Consider the following 14,775-nt stretch of genomic DNA (forward strand, 5'->3'; position numbering starts at 1 on the left):
AGGAATGCTGAGCCTGGCGGTGCTTGCGGGAATGCCTGCGGTGAATGTGCTGGCGGCGGAGCCGTCCGCCGTTGTACAACCGCAGTCGGATAGGCTTACGCGCGGCGAATTTTTTAAGATGTTGAATGAGGCCGTTGATTTGCCGGAAGCCGGGTCGCCGCATACATACAAAGATATAGCGCAGAACAGCGAATTGTCCGGAATCGTGGGTAAGCTGCAGGCAGCCGGCATTCTTCACGGATACAGGGACGGTACCGTTCGGCCGGAGCGTGAGATAAGAGCAAGCGAAGCGGTTGCGCTGATTAGCGGTGCCTTAGGAATCCCGAATCAGCCGGCACCGGGCACGGCTTCTCCGCTGCCGTCTTCACACTGGGCGCGCCATATCGCAGCCTGGCTAACTAGCGCCAAAGTCGATTTTGCATGGGACAACCTGGATCGCACGCTGACCAGACAGGAAGCGCAGGGACTGATTAAACAGATGCTTTCCACTTCAGACAGCGCAAAAAAATTGCTGGAGGAAAGCCAGAAAGCCCAGCAGGCCGTCAAATCGTTCCAAATGAAAGGTTCCATATCGCTTGGTATGGCTTTGAAAGAGAAGGCGATTGCTGATATGCCGGCCGAAGACCGTGAAATGTTCGAGAAAATCGATGGTAAGCCCATGTCCATGACATTCGAGGGCGCCTTCATGGTTCCGGACGCAATGTATATGAAGACGAATATTAACGCACACCCTCTGATGCCGGGTACAGAAACGGGGCCGATGGATATTGAACAATACATTATCGGCAAAGACATGTATATGAAGATGCCGGAAGGTGCGCCTGCCGATCCGGAAAATCCGACCGGTTGGGTGAAGATGAAAGACGCCTTTCCGATGGATATGAAAGCGATGATGGAACAGCAGATGTCGGGCATCCCGCCGCAGTTAGAAAAGAAGCTCTTCTATCGTGATCTAGGCAATGGCCAGTTAGCGTTCCAGGGTCGCATCGACAAATTGACCGATTTGGCTTCCATGATGAATGGCGTACAGGGCATGGAGGATATGACGGCCTCACTTAAGGAAGCGGAAAACGTCATCCAATCAATTTACATGCAGGGCGTTATGACGCTGGATTCAAACACCAAGCTGCCCAAAGATACCAAAATGCAGGTAGTCGTTGCTCTCAAAGATAAAGACGGCGGCGCAGAAGATATACCGTTTAAACAAATCACACTGTCTCAGGATATTGCGTACAGCGATTATAACGGCGACGTGAAAGTCGAACTTCCGGAAGCGGCCAAGAAAGCTAAAGAAATGTCTGCAGTTTCTGCCGATACACAAGCTTTTGAACAGCCAGCAAAAAATTAGCGGGTTGTATCGCGAATACACATAAAAAAGCATGCAAACATGCATGCTTTTTTATGTGTCAATGGTGAGGAAGAAGGAGAGGAAAGAAGAAATAAAATCGAGGGAAGAAGAAGGTGTTCGCCTTTTCCCCATTGAAATCAGCCCTTATTCTCTTCTTTTTTCCTTCGTGCCGCAAAAGTCAGCTATCCGCTATAGAATGTCAATAGAATCGACTACAGGTATATTGATGACAGCGGCAGCAGGAATATGGTATAGTAAATGCCGGATTTATACAAACTCTATTCGTAAGCCAACAACTACAGATGGAAGTATGGAGTGGTTGCATGCTCTACTCATTATTGTTGCCGGATCTGCATGTCGAATCCGTGTACGATATCGATTTATTTGAACTTAAAAAGCGTGGCATTAAGGGGATTATCACGGATCTGGACAACACGCTAATTGAGTGGGACCGTCCTGATGCAACCCCTGAACTTGTGAAATGGATGAAAGAGCTTAAGGAGCAGGGCTTTGCCGTTGTCATCGTCTCGAACAACCGAAGAACCCGCGTATCCAAAGTAGCAGAGCCGCTTGGGGTACCGTTCATTCATCAGGCGAAGAAGCCGACATCGTCCGCCTTCCGCCGAGCCACACATCAGATGGGCCTGTCCGTGCATGAGACGGTCGTCATTGGTGACCAGCTTTTCACCGATGTGCTGGGCGGAAAGCGGATGGGCTTTTATACTATTCTGGTTGTTCCGGTCGCGCAGAGCGACGGATTAATAACCCGCTTTAACCGAAGAATGGAGAAAGTAGCGTTAAATTGGATGAGAAAACGCGGAAAAATTCCGTGGGAGGATCAAAATGGATAAGCAAGAAATGGAACTGTACTGCGTCGGCTGCGGCGTAGCCATCCAAACGGAAAACAGGGAAAAGCTGGGCTACGCACCGCCGCAGGCACTGGAAAGAGAAACGGTGATTTGCCAGCGATGCCACCGAATTAAACATTACAATGAAGCCTCTACCGTCACGCTGGGCGACGATGATTTCGTGCGTATTTTGAACAGCATCGGCGACACAAAATCGCTGGTTGTGCAGGTCGTGGACATTTTTGATTTCAACGGCAGTTGGTTGCGCGGTCTGCCCCGGTTCGTCGGCGGCAATCCGATTCTCCTGGTCGGTAACAAAGTCGATCTTCTGCCGAAGAATGTCAATCGTAACCGGTTGGTTAATTGGATGCGCAAATCGGCCGCCGATCTTGGGTTGAAGCCGCTTGACGTCGTGCTGGTGAGCGCGCGCAAAGGAGAAGGTATAGATCGTCTGGTGGCGGCGATGAACGAACACCGCAAAGGACGGGACATTTACATCGTGGGTGTTACCAATGTCGGAAAGTCGTCCTTAATCAACCGGCTGCTTAAGCAATTCGGTGAATCGGAGATGGATATTACGACATCCCAGTTCCCCGGCACAACGCTTGATGTCATCGAGATTCCGCTGGATACGACGTCGTCGCTGTTCGATACGCCAGGTATTGTGAACCGTGACCAGCTGGTACACAAAGTTGCGCCGCAGGAACTTAAATTGATTATGCCTGACAAGCCGATTAAGCCAAGAGTGTACCAGTTGAATGCCGAACAGACGCTGTTTGTCGGCGGTCTGGCCCGCATCGATTTTGTTAAGGGCGAGCGGCAGCCGTTTGTATTTTACTTGTCGAACCATTTGAACGTGCATCGTACGAAGCTTGCCAAAGCGGATGAGCTGTACGCAAAGCATAAGGGTGAATTGCTTGCCCCTCCGGGCAGGGAAGCGGCAGAGAAAATCGTCTGGGATACATTCACATTCAAAGTTCCATCCGGTACGCACGACATCGTCATTTCCGGTCTGGGCTGGATTGCGCTGCACGGAAAAGGCGCAAACGTAAACGTACATGTGCCGAAGGGCGTAGCTGTAGGCCTTAGACACTCGCTAATATAAGCGGTTTGTTTACCCCTGGTCTTCAGGGGGTTTTTTATACATAACGGGTGAGGTAACAAAAGGAATAGGAAACAATAGCAGAGAAGAGGAGAGAGTCGATGAACAGTCAAACGATACTGACCGGGTTATTCGGACATCCGGTGGGCCACTCGTTGTCGCCGCTGATGCATAACCGGGCGTTTGCGGAGCTCGGAGTTAACTTTCATTATGCCGCATTCGATATCGATCCGGGTCAGGTACGGGAAGCGGTCGCAGCTATCCGCGCTCTAGGTTTGCGGGGTGTCAATGTTACCATCCCGTATAAAGTAGCGGTGATGGACTATCTGGATGAAGTGGAGGAAGAGGCAAAAGCGATCGGTGCCGTCAATACGATTGTCAATGAAGGTGGTAAACTCATCGGTTACAATACGGATGGAAGGGGCTTTGTGCGTTCGTTGATTGAAGAAACGGGCATCGATGTGAAGCGGCAGTCTGCCATACTGGTAGGCGCAGGCGGTGCTGCACGAGGTGTAGCGGTGTCTCTACTGCGTGCCGGTCTTCCCTCGCTTGCCATCGCCAATCGTACGGAAGAGAAAGCCGAGCGATTGGCCGAGCAGTTGCAGGCGATGAACCCGCAGGCCCGGATAGCTGCGCTGCCGATGAAGGAGATTGCAGATGCGCTTACAGATGCCACGCTCCTGGTACAGACAACATCCATCGGCATGCATCCGAACATAGACGCGAGCCCGGTCGCGGCAGAAGCGTTGCACGAACGTTTGCTGGTCAGCGACTTAATTTATAATCCGCTTGAGACGAAACTATTGCGTGACGCGAAAGAAAAAGGTGCTCGTATCCACCATGGTTTGGGTATGTTTATCTATCAGGGCGCACTCAGCTTTGAATACTGGACAGGACAGCCGGCTCCCGTAGAAGCGATGCGCAAAGCCGTATCGGATGCGCTGTACAGCCGGCGGCAAGAATAAGGAGGAACATCATGCTAACAGGAAAGCAAAAGCGTTATCTGCGTTCACAGGCGCACCACTTGAGTCCGATTTTCCAGGTAGGCAAAGGCGGGGTCAATGAAAATTTAATCAAGCAAATTGAAGAGACGCTTGAGGTACGTGAACTGCTTAAAGTATCGGTATTGAACAATTGCGGCGAAGATAAGGAAGAGGTGGCGGAAGCAATCGCGGCCGGGAGCGGCGCAGAAATCGTGCAGATTATCGGCAATACGATCGTGCTCTATAAAGAATCGAGGGAGCATAAGACGATTGAGCTTCCAAAATGAGCAAAAAAAGGTCGGGCTGTACGGCGGCACGTTCGATCCTATTCATACCGTCCACTTAATCGTCGCCGAGCAGGCCCGGGATGCGTTGAATCTTGATGAAATATGGTTTCTGCCTGCGCATATTCCACCTCATAAACGCTCCAGACGGATTACGGCCGATATTCACCGGGTCGAGATGATCAGGCTTGCTATCGCAGACAATCCGCGTTTTTTGCTAAATACGGTCGAACTTGAGAGAGACTCCGGGCAGCCTTCCTATACGTATGATACCGTACGGTTGCTAAAGGTGCGGCATCCTGAAGTGGATTTTTATTTCATCATCGGCGGGGATATGGCGAACTATCTGCCTAAGTGGCACCGGATCGATGAACTGGTTCAGATGGTACAGTTTGTGGCATTGGCGCGTCCCGGTTATACGATGGAGAACAAATATATGCAGCGTGTGATTGAAACGGAAATGCCGCAGCTGGATGTTTCTTCGACCATGATTCGCGAAAAAGCGTCGGCAGGTAGGTCCATCCGGTATCTTGTTCCGGATGCGGTAAGAATGTATATAGAGGAGAAGCGATTGTATGAAGCGTGAACAATTGTTGGAAGCCGTACGCGGACAGATTACCAAGCACCGCTACGAGCATACGCTCGGTGTGGTAGAGACCGCGATTCGGCTCGCTGAAAAATACGGCGCCGACAAAGAGAAAGCGGAAACAGCGGCCATTCTCCATGACTACTGCAAATTCTGGCCGGAAGACAAAATGCGTAACATTATTGAGAGTACACCGCACATTCCGAAAGATCTGCTTGAATATGATACAGAGCTGTGGCATGCGCATGTTGGGGCTGAGGTTGTACGAAGGGATTTAGGTATCGAGGATGAGGAAATCTTGGACGCGATCCGCTATCACACTTCGGGCCGTGAGAACATGACATTGCTTGAAAAAGTAGTCTGTCTGGCCGACTATATTGAGCCCGGCCGGCAGTTTCCCGGTGTTGACGAACTGCGAACGGCAGCGGAGGAAGATTTGGACCGCGCCCTGGCGAAAGGACTGGGAGGGACGATTACATTTCTTGTTAATCGGGAAAAAAGAATATATCCCCTCACCGTTCTGGCCCGCAACTCCTTGGTAAAACCGAAAATGAAAAACGTAAAGGAGGAAGAATAGCGAATATGACAGAACTTCAAATCGCACAGCTGGCCGCAAAGGCGGCCGAGGATAAGAAAGGGAATAATGTAGTAATCCTGGACTTGAAAGGTCTTTCCATTATCGCGGATTACTTCGTGGTCTGCCATGGAAATTCCGAGACGCAGGTTCAGGCCATCGTTGACAATATTAAAGACAGCGTAGAAGAGGCCGGGCTTACGGTGCGCGGCCGGGAGGGCTACGATGAAGCCCGCTGGGTGCTTGTTGATTTAGGCGATGTGGTTGTTCACGTATTCCATCGTGACGAGCGTGAGTTCTACAATATCGAACGCCTTTGGAAGGATGCTCCCGTTGTCGCCGTCCAGTAGTTACCGGCAATTGGCCGATGTATATGATCATCTTATGGCGGACGCACCATACGACCAATGGATGCAGTTTGCGGCGGAAGTGTGGCGCTTGACCGGCACGGCCCCGCATCGCGTCGCTGAGCTAGGCTGCGGTACAGGATCGCTTACCCGCTATCTGCTCGAACGGAAGTTGGAAGTATGGGGCGTAGATTTATCCGCCGATATGCTGGAAGTGGCGCGGGAGAAGGTGGAGCGCAGTCATCCGGGGGCGCCCGTACACTGGCTCAACCAGGATATCCGCCGCCTTTCGCTCCCCGGGCAGATGGACAGCATCGTGAGCTTTTGTGATACGCTGAATTATATCCCGGACGCCGAGGGAATACGTCAGGTGTTCGCGGGAGTGTTCGAAGCGTTGAAACCCGGCGGCACCTTCCTGTTTGATGTGCATACGCCATATAAAATCGCCGAAGTATTCGGCAACGAGTCGTTTTGCTATCAAGATGAGCAGGTGGCGTATATCTGGCAGAGTTCATATGACGAATATACAGAGACGGTAGAGCATGATTTAACGCTGTTTGTAGCGGAGCGGGATGGTCTTTTCCGGCGGTTTCATGAGTTGCATCGCCAGCGGGCGTATCGGCTTGATGACCTGCGGGACTGGCTTGTTGAAGCCGGTTTTACCCTGCTGTCTCTAACGGCCGATTTCTCGTCACAGGCGGTAGAAGAAGAGAGTGAGCGTGCATTTTTCGCGGCTCAAAAACCGTAATGATGGAGAAGTTGACATAGGATAGGTAAGTTGCATATAATTTTAGATAAATTGCAAATCATGGCTTTGATAAGGAGCAGTAGTTGTCAGGAAGCGAAGCAGAGAGTTAACGGTCGGTGTGAGTTAACCGTTTCGGGCAATGAACTCGCCTTGGAGCCGATAGCGGGAAAGGCAGCGAGTACCGTTATCCGCCTCATCCATGTTACGGATGCTAAAGTGGACGCCGGTAGCACAATTGCGTGGCGTTAACTAGGGTGGTACCGCGGGAGTCACGCCTCTCGTCCCTGGATGATACAGGGATGAGAGGCGTTTTTTATGTGAAATTGAGAACAAAAAGCAAGAAAAACATGAGGTAGAAACCTTATGTTCTGCTTTCTCTTTTATATTTCTAAGTTTCAAACTACATAGAGAGTACAACGTATCAGCCGTTGTGCTTTCTCTCGCATTCCGCTTCTCGATTGAACTATGCATGATGGAGGTTAGTCATTGATGAAAGCTTACAAGCCGCACGAAATCGAAAAAAAATGGCAGCAGTATTGGAATGAAACGAACGCACATCGTACGAACGAGGACGATACAAAAGAAAAATTCTACTGCCTGGAGCAGTTCCCGTATCCTTCCGGACGCCTTCATATGGGGCATATGCGCGTATACTCTATCGGAGATGTGGTAGCTCGCTACAAGCGGATGAATGGCTATCAGGTTCTGCACCCCATGGGATGGGATGCGTTCGGCATGCCGGCAGAAAACGCAGCGATCAAATTGGGCGCGCAGCCGGCCAAATGGACATATGAAAACATTGACTTTATGAAAAATCAGCAGAAGCAGCTGGGTGTAAGCTATGACTGGGAGCGTGAAATTGCGACCTGCTCGCCGGAATACTACAAAATGACCCAGCAGTTGTTCCTGCTTTTCTATGAAAAAGGCCTGGCGTACCGCAAGAACGGTACGGTTAACTGGTGTCCGCACGATCAAACGGTGCTCGCCAACGAGCAGGTAGAAGACGGATGCTGCTGGCGCTGCGGTACCGAAGTAACTAAAATCGACCTTGAGCAGTGGTATTTCAAAATTACTGACTACGCCGATCGCCTGCTGAACGATCTGGATCAATTGACTGGCTGGCCGGAAAAGGTCAAAACGATGCAGCGCAACTGGATCGGGCGCAGCACCGGTGCCGAGGTAACGTTTGACGTGCCGGAAGCAGGCGAGAAGCTGACCGTATTTACTACCCGTCCGGATACGCTGTACGGCGTGACGTTTATGGTTCTGGCGCCGGAGCATCCGATTGTGCGCAAGCTGGTGAAAGGCAAAGAAAACGAAGCGGATGTGCTCGCATTCATCGAGAAAACGAAAAAAGAATCCGACATTATCCGGACTGCGGCCGATGCGCCGAAAGAAGGCATGTTTACCGGCGCGTATGCCCGTCATCCGCTGACCGGCCAGGATGTGCCGATCTGGATTGCCAACTATGTATTGATGGATTACGGCACAGGAGCGGTCATGGCGGTACCTGCACACGATACGCGTGACTTCGCTTTTGCACGTCAGTACAATTTGCCGATTACGCGGGTCATCGTGCCGGAAGGTGAAACATTTGATGCAAACGAGACGATGACGGAAGCGTATACGGAAGACGGAGTACTGGTGCAATCCGGTTCATTCGACGGAATGCCGAACCGTGAAGCGCTTGAGAAAATCGCAGAGCATCTAAAAGAGAATGGATTGGGTGGGGCGACCGTTTCCTACCGCCTGCGCGACTGGCTCGTATCCCGCCAGCGCTACTGGGGAGCGCCGATTCCGATAATTTACTGCGATGATTGCGGTATCGTTCCGGTGCCGAAAGAAGATTTGCCGGTGATGTTACCGGAGAATGTCGTCATTGACGGGATGAGCAACCCGTTGGCCAAGTCCGAAGAGTTTGTCAACACAACCTGCCCGTCCTGCGGTGGCCATGCACGCAGGGAGACAGATACGATGGATACGTTCATTGATTCTTCCTGGTATTACCTGCGTTTTACCGATGCGAAAAATGATGAGATCCCGTTTGATTCGGAAAAAGCGAACAAATGGCTGCCGGTAGACGAATACATCGGCGGTATCGAACATGCGATTCTGCACCTGTTGTATTCCCGTTTCTTCACCAAAGTGTTGTATGACGCGGGGATGATAAATTTCACGGAGCCGTTCAAGAGCCTGCTTACCCAGGGCATGGTACTGAAAGACGGCGCAAAAATGTCCAAATCGAAAGGCAACGTCGTCAGTCCGGACGAAATTATCGCTAAGTATGGTGCAGATACCGGACGCCTCTTTATCCTGTTCGCGGCTCCGCCGGATCGGGATCTCGAATGGAGCGACAGCGGGGTGGAGGGCAGCTATCGTTTTCTCAACCGTGTATGGCGTATGGTGGATAACCATGCCGACTTAGTGGCAACTCATCCGCAAATCAATCTGTCCGATAGTGCCGCCAAAGATTTGAACCGGACGCTACATGCTACAATTAAAAAGGTGAGCGAGGACATCGGTGAGCGCCGTCAATTCAATACGGCGATTAGCTCCATTATGGAACTCGTCAACAAAATCTATGCATACCCGAAAGATGGTGATCCCGGCATGCTGGCACACGCGGTTGAAAGCACGATTATCTTGCTTGCACCGTTCGCGCCGCATATTACCGAAGAGATGTGGCGTACCATCGGCCACGAAGACAGCGTTCATCATCAAAGCTGGCCTGCATTTGACGAGTCCGCTCTCGTGCTTGATGAAGTAGAAATCGTCGTGCAGATTAACGGTAAAGTACGCGAGAAAATGGTAATTCCAGCGAATGCGACCAAGCAGGAGATGGAAGCGATCGCGAACGAAAACGAGAAGATTAAAGAGTTGACGGCCGGAAAGACAATCCGTAAAGTCATCGCCGTTCCCGGAAAGCTCGTGAATATTGTTGTGGGATAAATGTTATAGAATTTTGATACCTTGCGTGCTATACTTTTGAAGAGCATTCAAGCTTTAAAATTTGAGATGAGAGAGTACGGAGGAGAGAGAAGATGAGAAGAGTGCAGGTTATCATAGCTTTGCTTGTGGCGATGTTGCTCGCCCTGGCAGGGTGCGGTCAGGCGACGAAAACGGAATCCGTGCAGCAGAAGGCGGAACAGGCAAGCCCGGAGAAGAAGGTTAAGGTCGGCATTACGCAGATTGCCGAGCATCCGGCGCTTGATTCGATTCGCAAAGGAATTATTGACCAGCTGGCAGAAGAAGGATTTAAAGACGGGGAGACGATGCAGCTGGAATATCTGAACGCCCAGAACGATATGAACAATGTGGCGACAATTGCCCAGCAGATGGTAGCGGACAAGAAGGATTTGATTATCCCGATTACGACGCCGTCTGCACAGGCGGTTGCCCAGCAGGCGAAGGAGATTCCGGTTGTATTCTCTGCGGTAACCGATCCGGTGGCAGCCAAGATTGTGCCGGCGCTGGATAAACCGGCGGAAAATATTACAGGCACGTCCGATGTATCTCCAATGGATAAACAGGTGCAGCTTGTGAAAGAGTTTATTCCTTCTTTGAAAAAACTTGGTGTGATCTACAACACGGGCGAGGTCAATGCCGAAGTACAGGTGGGTATGATTGAGGAAGCGGCCAAAGCGCTGGGAGTAACGGTGGAAAAAGCCGGTGTGTCCAGCTCGAACGAAGTAAAACAGCGTACCGAGTCGATTGTGGGCAAGGTGGATGCCATTCTTATTCCTGTCGACAACACGGTTGTATCTTCGTTTGAAGCGCTGCTAACCGCAGCCAAGGCGTCTAAGGTGCCAGTGTTCGCTTCCGACAGCGACACGGTAAAGCGCGGCGCAGTAGCCACCTACGGCATCGATTATTATAAGCTTGGCCGGCAAACCGGTGTAATGGCGTCCCGCGTACTGAAAGGCGAGAAGCCGGGTTCCATGCCGGTGGAAACGCTGAAAGACGTACAGTTGGTCATGAATGAAGCTGCAGCCAAGAATTTTGGATTGTCCGTCCCTGACGAATTGAAAGCGAATGCCCAGGTTGTCAAATAACCGGTGCAGATGTGAAAAGACTCCTTCCCCGTTTAGTGGAAGGAGTTTTTTTTGTCGGCGAACATCTCTTTTACTTCAAGAACATCCACATCAAATTTGCGGTGAGTCGCTTCGATTAGGTGGAGGAATACGTCCCGCGTCTCCTTATCAAGTACATGCAGACCAATACCGGTTACGCCGCCTGGTACACACACCTTGGCCTGTAGAGCTGGCAGGGAAAAACGTCCGTCTTCAAGCAGGCGCCCAAGTCCGATAATCATCTCTGTTATCAGCTTCGTCGCCTGCTCCTCCGTAAGGGTTGTTTTCGCCACCGCGCTGTCAATGAAACGCTGCAGCAGAAAACTGAAGAAGGCAGGGCCGCAGCTAACAATGTCGGAAGAGATACGGGTGTCCTGTTCTTCAATTTCAATTGGTGTGCTGATGGCAGATAACAGCGTAATCAACCTTGTACGGTCGGCATCATGGAAACGGCTTCCGAACGTCACAAGCGAAGCTCCGCTGAGCGCTGTATTGGTAATGCTTGGAATGACGCGGGCCACTTTGCAGGGGGTATAAGCCTCCAACTGCTGCACATTGACGGAGCTGGTGACAGAGAGCAGCAGTTTATCGGGGGTCAAATCATGTTGAATTTCATCCAGTACCGTTCTGTATTCAAGCGGTTTGGTGCATAAGAACAGCACGTCCGCCTCCTGTGCGACGACCGTATTTGTTCCGGTTCTAAGCGCAGTGTGTTTAGATGCGAGCGCACGCAGCTTTTCCGGCGTCCGGTTCGAGGCAATGATGTGAGCGGGCGGTACGGCGCCGGATTCAATAAAGGCTTCGATGAGAATCGTTCCCATACTTCCCGTTCCAATAAAGCCAATGTGCATCTGAATCCCCCCGGCGATTATAATTGTTTAATGTGTATGGAGAGATTGGGGAATTCAGTACACATATTTTTCCAATTGTGCTAAAATACCGATATACGGTAATTATTTGCATATATCCCGTACCATATCAACTGTTACAGTTTTGCGCGGTGGCAGGTGATAACGCTGTGCCAGCTGGTTAATTTGCTCGGTTACTTTGTTAATTTCTTCGACATTGATTTCTTCTCCATTTTTGCACTGCTCTACCGCCTTCTCGATCCAGGCTTCCCGCATGGCATCCAATTTCCGGTACAGTGTAATGTATTCAGCTTGTTTGGCTGAGTGGGCAGTAATGGCTTTATGAACGCTCATTTTTACATCCTCCTTTTTTCGTATCCATTCAGAATGTTTATATAAAAATTATAGGTAATCTGTAAAAAAACCACAAGCAAAGGGGTAAGCATAATGAGAAGTCTGCTGGTGGCCAGGAAAAAGTGGATTATTAGTAGTATATGTCTTCTCATTTTAGGTAGTAGTATTTATTTTTATAACAAGAATAACGAAACTATAGAACAGACGCTTGCCTTCACAGAGGTGAAACCGGCTATGCAGACGTCTGCGATGTCAGAGTCGGAAGTCGCCGGGCAAACAGAGCAACCGATACAGAAAGGTGAAGCCTCCTCTTCGATGACTGTCTCGATTATTGTAGATATCAAAGGTGCGGTAAAAAATCCGGGCGTCTATACACTGCCGGGGGATGCGCGTGTCTATCAGGCGATCGGCATGGCGGGAGGTCTGCTTCCGGAAGCGGATGCCAAGCAGGTGAATGGGGCCATGCCGCTTAAAGACGGAATGATGCTGTATATACCGTTGAAGGGAGAGAAGGCTCCGCAGGCGGTAACGGACGGTATGGTGGCCAGTGAAAATGGAAGCGGGATGGTTACTGCGGCGCAAGGAGATAAAGTGAATCTGAATACGGCAACGTCCGAGCAACTGCAAACGATTCCGGGAATAGGGCCGGGAAAAGCAGCGGCCATTTTGCAGTATAGAGAAGAACACGGAGCATTCAAAACGGTGGATGAGCTGACCAATGTTTCAGGTATCGGCCCAAAGACACTGGAAAAAATGAGGGGTAAAATTTTTGTTCAATAAAAATTTTCGAATTAAGTTGACAGGTCGGAATAGTGAGGCTATAATTACAAACAAGAACAGCACAGATATAACAAGCGAATTTCATAAGCAATCTCTTATCAAGAGCGGCGGAGGGACTGGCCCGAAGAAGCCCGGCAACCGGCACGAAGTGCAAGGTGCTAATTCCAGCAAAGCAGTATGCTTTGGAAGATGAGAGCGATGGTACATACCTGAGCATCCAGCCCTCTTCTTCCAAGAAGAGGGATTTTATTTTGGTTCGCAGCGCTCAAAATCTCTTAATGTTGCAGGCGTTTGCCCGCCTGAAAAATCAATGACAAGAAGGTAAGGGGAAGGGACGAGGTTAGATTCTAATGCTGAAAAAGGCGTATGCCTTTTCAACATTAGCTTGAATCTTACACATCTCAACTTCTTGCTTCCAATTTTTACAGAATAGAGGAGGAAAATTGAACATGGCAGAAGAACGCAAATTCGATTTCGAAACCGTATGCTTGCACGGAGGACAGGAAGTGGATCCGGCTACACTATCACGGGCGGTTCCGATTTACCAGACATCTTCATATGTATTCAAAGATACTGACCATGCGGCAAATCTGTTCGCGTTAAAAGAATTCGGTAATATTTATACCCGCATTATGAACCCGACTCAGGATACGTTTGAGAAGCGGATTGCGGAGCTTGAAGGCGGGGTGGGCGCGCTTGCGCTCGCATCCGGACAAGCAGCGATTACATTCTCGCTTCTTAACATCGCGCAGGCCGGGGATGAAGTGGTGGCATCTACTAACCTGTACGGCGGAACATATAACCTGTTCGCGCATACGCTTCCGAAATTCGGTCTGAAAGTGAAATTCGTGAACCCGGAGAACACAGATGAAGTTCGGGCTGCAATCACAGATAAGACAAAAGCGCTCTTTGCCGAAACGATTGGAAATCCGCGCGGGGACGTAACCGACCTGGAAACATTGGCAAACATTGCGCATGAGAATGGCATTCCGTTTATTGTGGACAATACATTCGCTACACCGTATCTTTGCCGTCCGTTTGAATTTGGCGTTGACATTGTTGTTCATTCTGCAACGAAGTTTATCGGCGGTCACGGCACTTCCATTGGCGGCGTTATTGTTGACTCCGGAAATTTCAATTGGAACAACGGCAAATTCCCGGGATTGACCGAGCCGGATCCGAGTTACCACGGTGTAGTGTATACGGAGGCGGTAGGCAATCTGGCATACATTATTAAAGCTCGTGTCCAGCTGCTTCGTGACCTGGGCGCAGCCATATCACCGTTCAACTCCTGGTTGTTCTTGCAGGGGCTGGAAACATTGCATCTGCGCATGGACCGTCATGTGGAAAATGCGAAGAAAGTGGCGCAATATCTGGAAAATCACGAGCTTGTTGAGTGGGTTAACTATGCGGGTCTTGAAAGTAACGAGTACTATGAGCGTGCGCAGAAATATCTGCCGAAAGGCGCCGGTTCCATCTTCACATTCGGTATCAAAGGCGGAGTCGAAGAAGGTAAGAAGTTTATCAACAGCCTGAAACTTCTCTCGCATCTGGCCAATGTGGGTGATGCTAAGACGCTCGTAATTCATCCGGCAAGCACAACACACCAGCAGTTGACGGAAGAGGAGCAGGCAAGTGCGGGCGTGTCTCCGGAAATGATCCGTCTTTCCATCGGCATTGAGTCTGTGGATGATATTATTGCCGATTTGGAACAGGCACTTAAAGCAAGCCAATTGACGACAGTATAATAGAAAAAGCGGTAAAAGGGGCGAGGATGGCATTTCCTCCCCCTTTTTCTGTGAAAATCAGAAAAAGAAAAGAGGGAGAAGAGGGAGGAAAAAAGATCTAATGTAGAAAAAGGCCTTCGCCTTTTTCACCATTAAAATCCTCTCCTCATTCTTTC

Annotated in this window: 14 protein-coding genes, 1 pseudogene, 1 riboswitch and 1 other annotated feature; of the genes and pseudogenes, 13 read left to right on the forward strand and 2 right to left on the reverse strand. The window is 50.2% G+C overall.

Annotated elements, in window-relative coordinates; genetic code table 11:
- The 11 genes and pseudogenes from B2899_RS01920 to B2899_RS01970 all read left to right on the forward strand — a co-directional run.
- Window positions 1-1,348, forward strand: a 1,348-nt coding sequence (locus B2899_RS01920) for an S-layer homology domain-containing protein (protein WP_286883633.1), incomplete at its 5' end; no start/stop codon positions are given.
- 323 nt (window positions 1,349-1,671) lie between these two features.
- Window positions 1,672-2,199, forward strand: a complete 528-nt coding sequence (locus B2899_RS01925; RefSeq protein WP_146809880.1) for a YqeG family HAD IIIA-type phosphatase — start codon at window positions 1,672-1,674, stop codon at window positions 2,197-2,199.
- Window positions 2,192-3,301: a ribosome biogenesis GTPase YqeH gene (gene yqeH, locus B2899_RS01930; RefSeq protein ID WP_286883636.1), complete on the forward strand. Its 1,110-nt coding sequence runs from the start codon at window positions 2,192-2,194 to the stop codon at window positions 3,299-3,301. The genes B2899_RS01925 and yqeH overlap by 8 nt, the downstream gene beginning before the upstream one ends.
- A 98-nt stretch (window positions 3,302-3,399) precedes the next feature.
- Window positions 3,400-4,263 carry a shikimate dehydrogenase gene (gene aroE, locus B2899_RS01935; RefSeq protein WP_146809878.1) on the forward strand — a complete coding sequence of 288 codons (864 nt, stop codon included), beginning with the start codon at window positions 3,400-3,402 and terminating at the stop codon, window positions 4,261-4,263.
- 11 nt (window positions 4,264-4,274) lie between these two features.
- Window positions 4,275-4,568: a ribosome assembly RNA-binding protein YhbY gene (gene yhbY / locus B2899_RS01940; RefSeq protein ID WP_146809877.1), complete on the forward strand. Its 294-nt coding sequence runs from the start codon at window positions 4,275-4,277 to the stop codon at window positions 4,566-4,568.
- A pseudogene (locus B2899_RS01945) lies at window positions 4,552-5,241 on the forward strand (nicotinate-nucleotide adenylyltransferase). Before yhbY ends, B2899_RS01945 begins: the two are co-directional and overlap by 17 nt.
- Entirely contained in the window at window positions 5,159-5,728 is a 570-nt protein-coding gene (gene yqeK / locus B2899_RS01950) for a bis(5'-nucleosyl)-tetraphosphatase (symmetrical) YqeK (RefSeq protein ID WP_349679036.1), read from the forward strand. Before B2899_RS01945 ends, yqeK begins: the two are co-directional and overlap by 83 nt.
- Before the next feature lie 5 nt (window positions 5,729-5,733).
- Window positions 5,734-6,075 (forward strand): ribosome silencing factor, encoded by a 342-nt coding sequence (gene rsfS, locus B2899_RS01955; RefSeq protein ID WP_146809874.1) that lies wholly within the window; start codon window positions 5,734-5,736, stop codon window positions 6,073-6,075.
- On the forward strand, window positions 6,059-6,820 hold the full coding sequence (locus B2899_RS01960; protein WP_246147294.1) for a class I SAM-dependent DNA methyltransferase: 762 nt from the start codon (window positions 6,059-6,061) through the stop codon (window positions 6,818-6,820). The genes rsfS and B2899_RS01960 overlap by 17 nt, the downstream gene beginning before the upstream one ends.
- Before the next feature lie 57 nt (window positions 6,821-6,877).
- Window positions 6,878-7,109, forward strand: a binding site (T-box leader).
- A 200-nt stretch (window positions 7,110-7,309) separates the two neighbouring features.
- The gene (gene leuS / locus B2899_RS01965; RefSeq protein ID WP_174760604.1) at window positions 7,310-9,769 is read left to right on the forward strand and encodes a leucine--tRNA ligase; all 2,460 of its coding nucleotides are present in this window, start codon (window positions 7,310-7,312) and stop codon (window positions 9,767-9,769) included.
- 92 nt (window positions 9,770-9,861) lie between these two features.
- Window positions 9,862-10,872, forward strand: coding sequence for an ABC transporter substrate-binding protein (locus B2899_RS01970; RefSeq protein WP_286883646.1), 1,011 nt, complete (start codon window positions 9,862-9,864; stop codon window positions 10,870-10,872).
- Between the two features lie 32 nt (window positions 10,873-10,904).
- Here the strand turns inward: B2899_RS01970 and comER are convergent, their stop codons facing one another.
- Both comER and B2899_RS01980 read right to left on the reverse strand, forming a co-directional pair.
- Window positions 10,905-11,741 (reverse strand): late competence protein ComER, encoded by an 837-nt coding sequence (gene comER, locus B2899_RS01975; RefSeq protein ID WP_146809870.1) that lies wholly within the window; start codon window positions 11,739-11,741, stop codon window positions 10,905-10,907.
- 102 nt (window positions 11,742-11,843) lie between these two features.
- Window positions 11,844-12,092, reverse strand: a complete 249-nt coding sequence (locus B2899_RS01980; protein WP_146809869.1) for a DUF2533 family protein — start codon at window positions 12,090-12,092, stop codon at window positions 11,844-11,846.
- Between the two features lie 93 nt (window positions 12,093-12,185).
- On the opposite strand from B2899_RS01980, the gene B2899_RS01985 reads away from it, so the two are divergent.
- Both B2899_RS01985 and B2899_RS01990 read left to right on the forward strand, forming a co-directional pair.
- On the forward strand, window positions 12,186-12,872 hold the full coding sequence (locus B2899_RS01985; RefSeq protein WP_286883649.1) for a helix-hairpin-helix domain-containing protein: 687 nt from the start codon (window positions 12,186-12,188) through the stop codon (window positions 12,870-12,872).
- Between the two features lie 92 nt (window positions 12,873-12,964).
- Window positions 12,965-13,068: riboswitch (SAM riboswitch) on the forward strand.
- A gap of 253 nt (window positions 13,069-13,321) precedes the next feature.
- Complete coding sequence (locus tag B2899_RS01990) at window positions 13,322-14,620, forward strand: homocysteine synthase (RefSeq protein WP_146812472.1); 1,299 nt, start codon at window positions 13,322-13,324, stop codon at window positions 14,618-14,620.
- The last annotated feature ends 155 nt before the right edge of the window (window positions 14,621-14,775 follow it).

Origin of the sequence: Aneurinibacillus sp. UBA3580, from assembly GCF_002375825.1 — a bacterium.
Taxonomy (GTDB): domain Bacteria; phylum Bacillota; class Bacilli; order Aneurinibacillales; family Aneurinibacillaceae; genus Aneurinibacillus; species Aneurinibacillus danicus.

What these genes read in the sequence shown, in the direction of transcription:
- B2899_RS01925 (WP_146809880.1), top strand. Translation starts at nt 1,672, where the DNA reads ATGCTCTACTCATTATTGTTGCCGGATCTGCATGTCGAATCCGTGTAC.
- yqeH (WP_286883636.1), top strand. Translation starts at nt 2,192, where the DNA reads ATGGATAAGCAAGAAATGGAACTGTACTGCGTCGGCTGCGGCGTAGCC.
- aroE (WP_146809878.1), top strand. Translation starts at nt 3,400, where the DNA reads ATGAACAGTCAAACGATACTGACCGGGTTATTCGGACATCCGGTGGGC.
- yhbY (WP_146809877.1), top strand. Translation starts at nt 4,275, where the DNA reads ATGCTAACAGGAAAGCAAAAGCGTTATCTGCGTTCACAGGCGCACCAC.
- rsfS (WP_146809874.1), top strand. Translation starts at nt 5,734, where the DNA reads ATGACAGAACTTCAAATCGCACAGCTGGCCGCAAAGGCGGCCGAGGAT.
- leuS (WP_174760604.1), top strand. Translation starts at nt 7,310, where the DNA reads ATGAAAGCTTACAAGCCGCACGAAATCGAAAAAAAATGGCAGCAGTAT.
- B2899_RS01970 (WP_286883646.1), top strand. Translation starts at nt 9,862, where the DNA reads ATGAGAAGAGTGCAGGTTATCATAGCTTTGCTTGTGGCGATGTTGCTC.
- comER (WP_146809870.1), bottom strand. Translation starts at nt 11,741, where the DNA reads ATGCACATTGGCTTTATTGGAACGGGAAGTATGGGAACGATTCTCATC.
- B2899_RS01980 (WP_146809869.1), bottom strand. Translation starts at nt 12,092, where the DNA reads ATGAGCGTTCATAAAGCCATTACTGCCCACTCAGCCAAACAAGCTGAA.
- B2899_RS01985 (WP_286883649.1), top strand. Translation starts at nt 12,186, where the DNA reads ATGAGAAGTCTGCTGGTGGCCAGGAAAAAGTGGATTATTAGTAGTATA.
- B2899_RS01990 (WP_146812472.1), top strand. Translation starts at nt 13,322, where the DNA reads ATGGCAGAAGAACGCAAATTCGATTTCGAAACCGTATGCTTGCACGGA.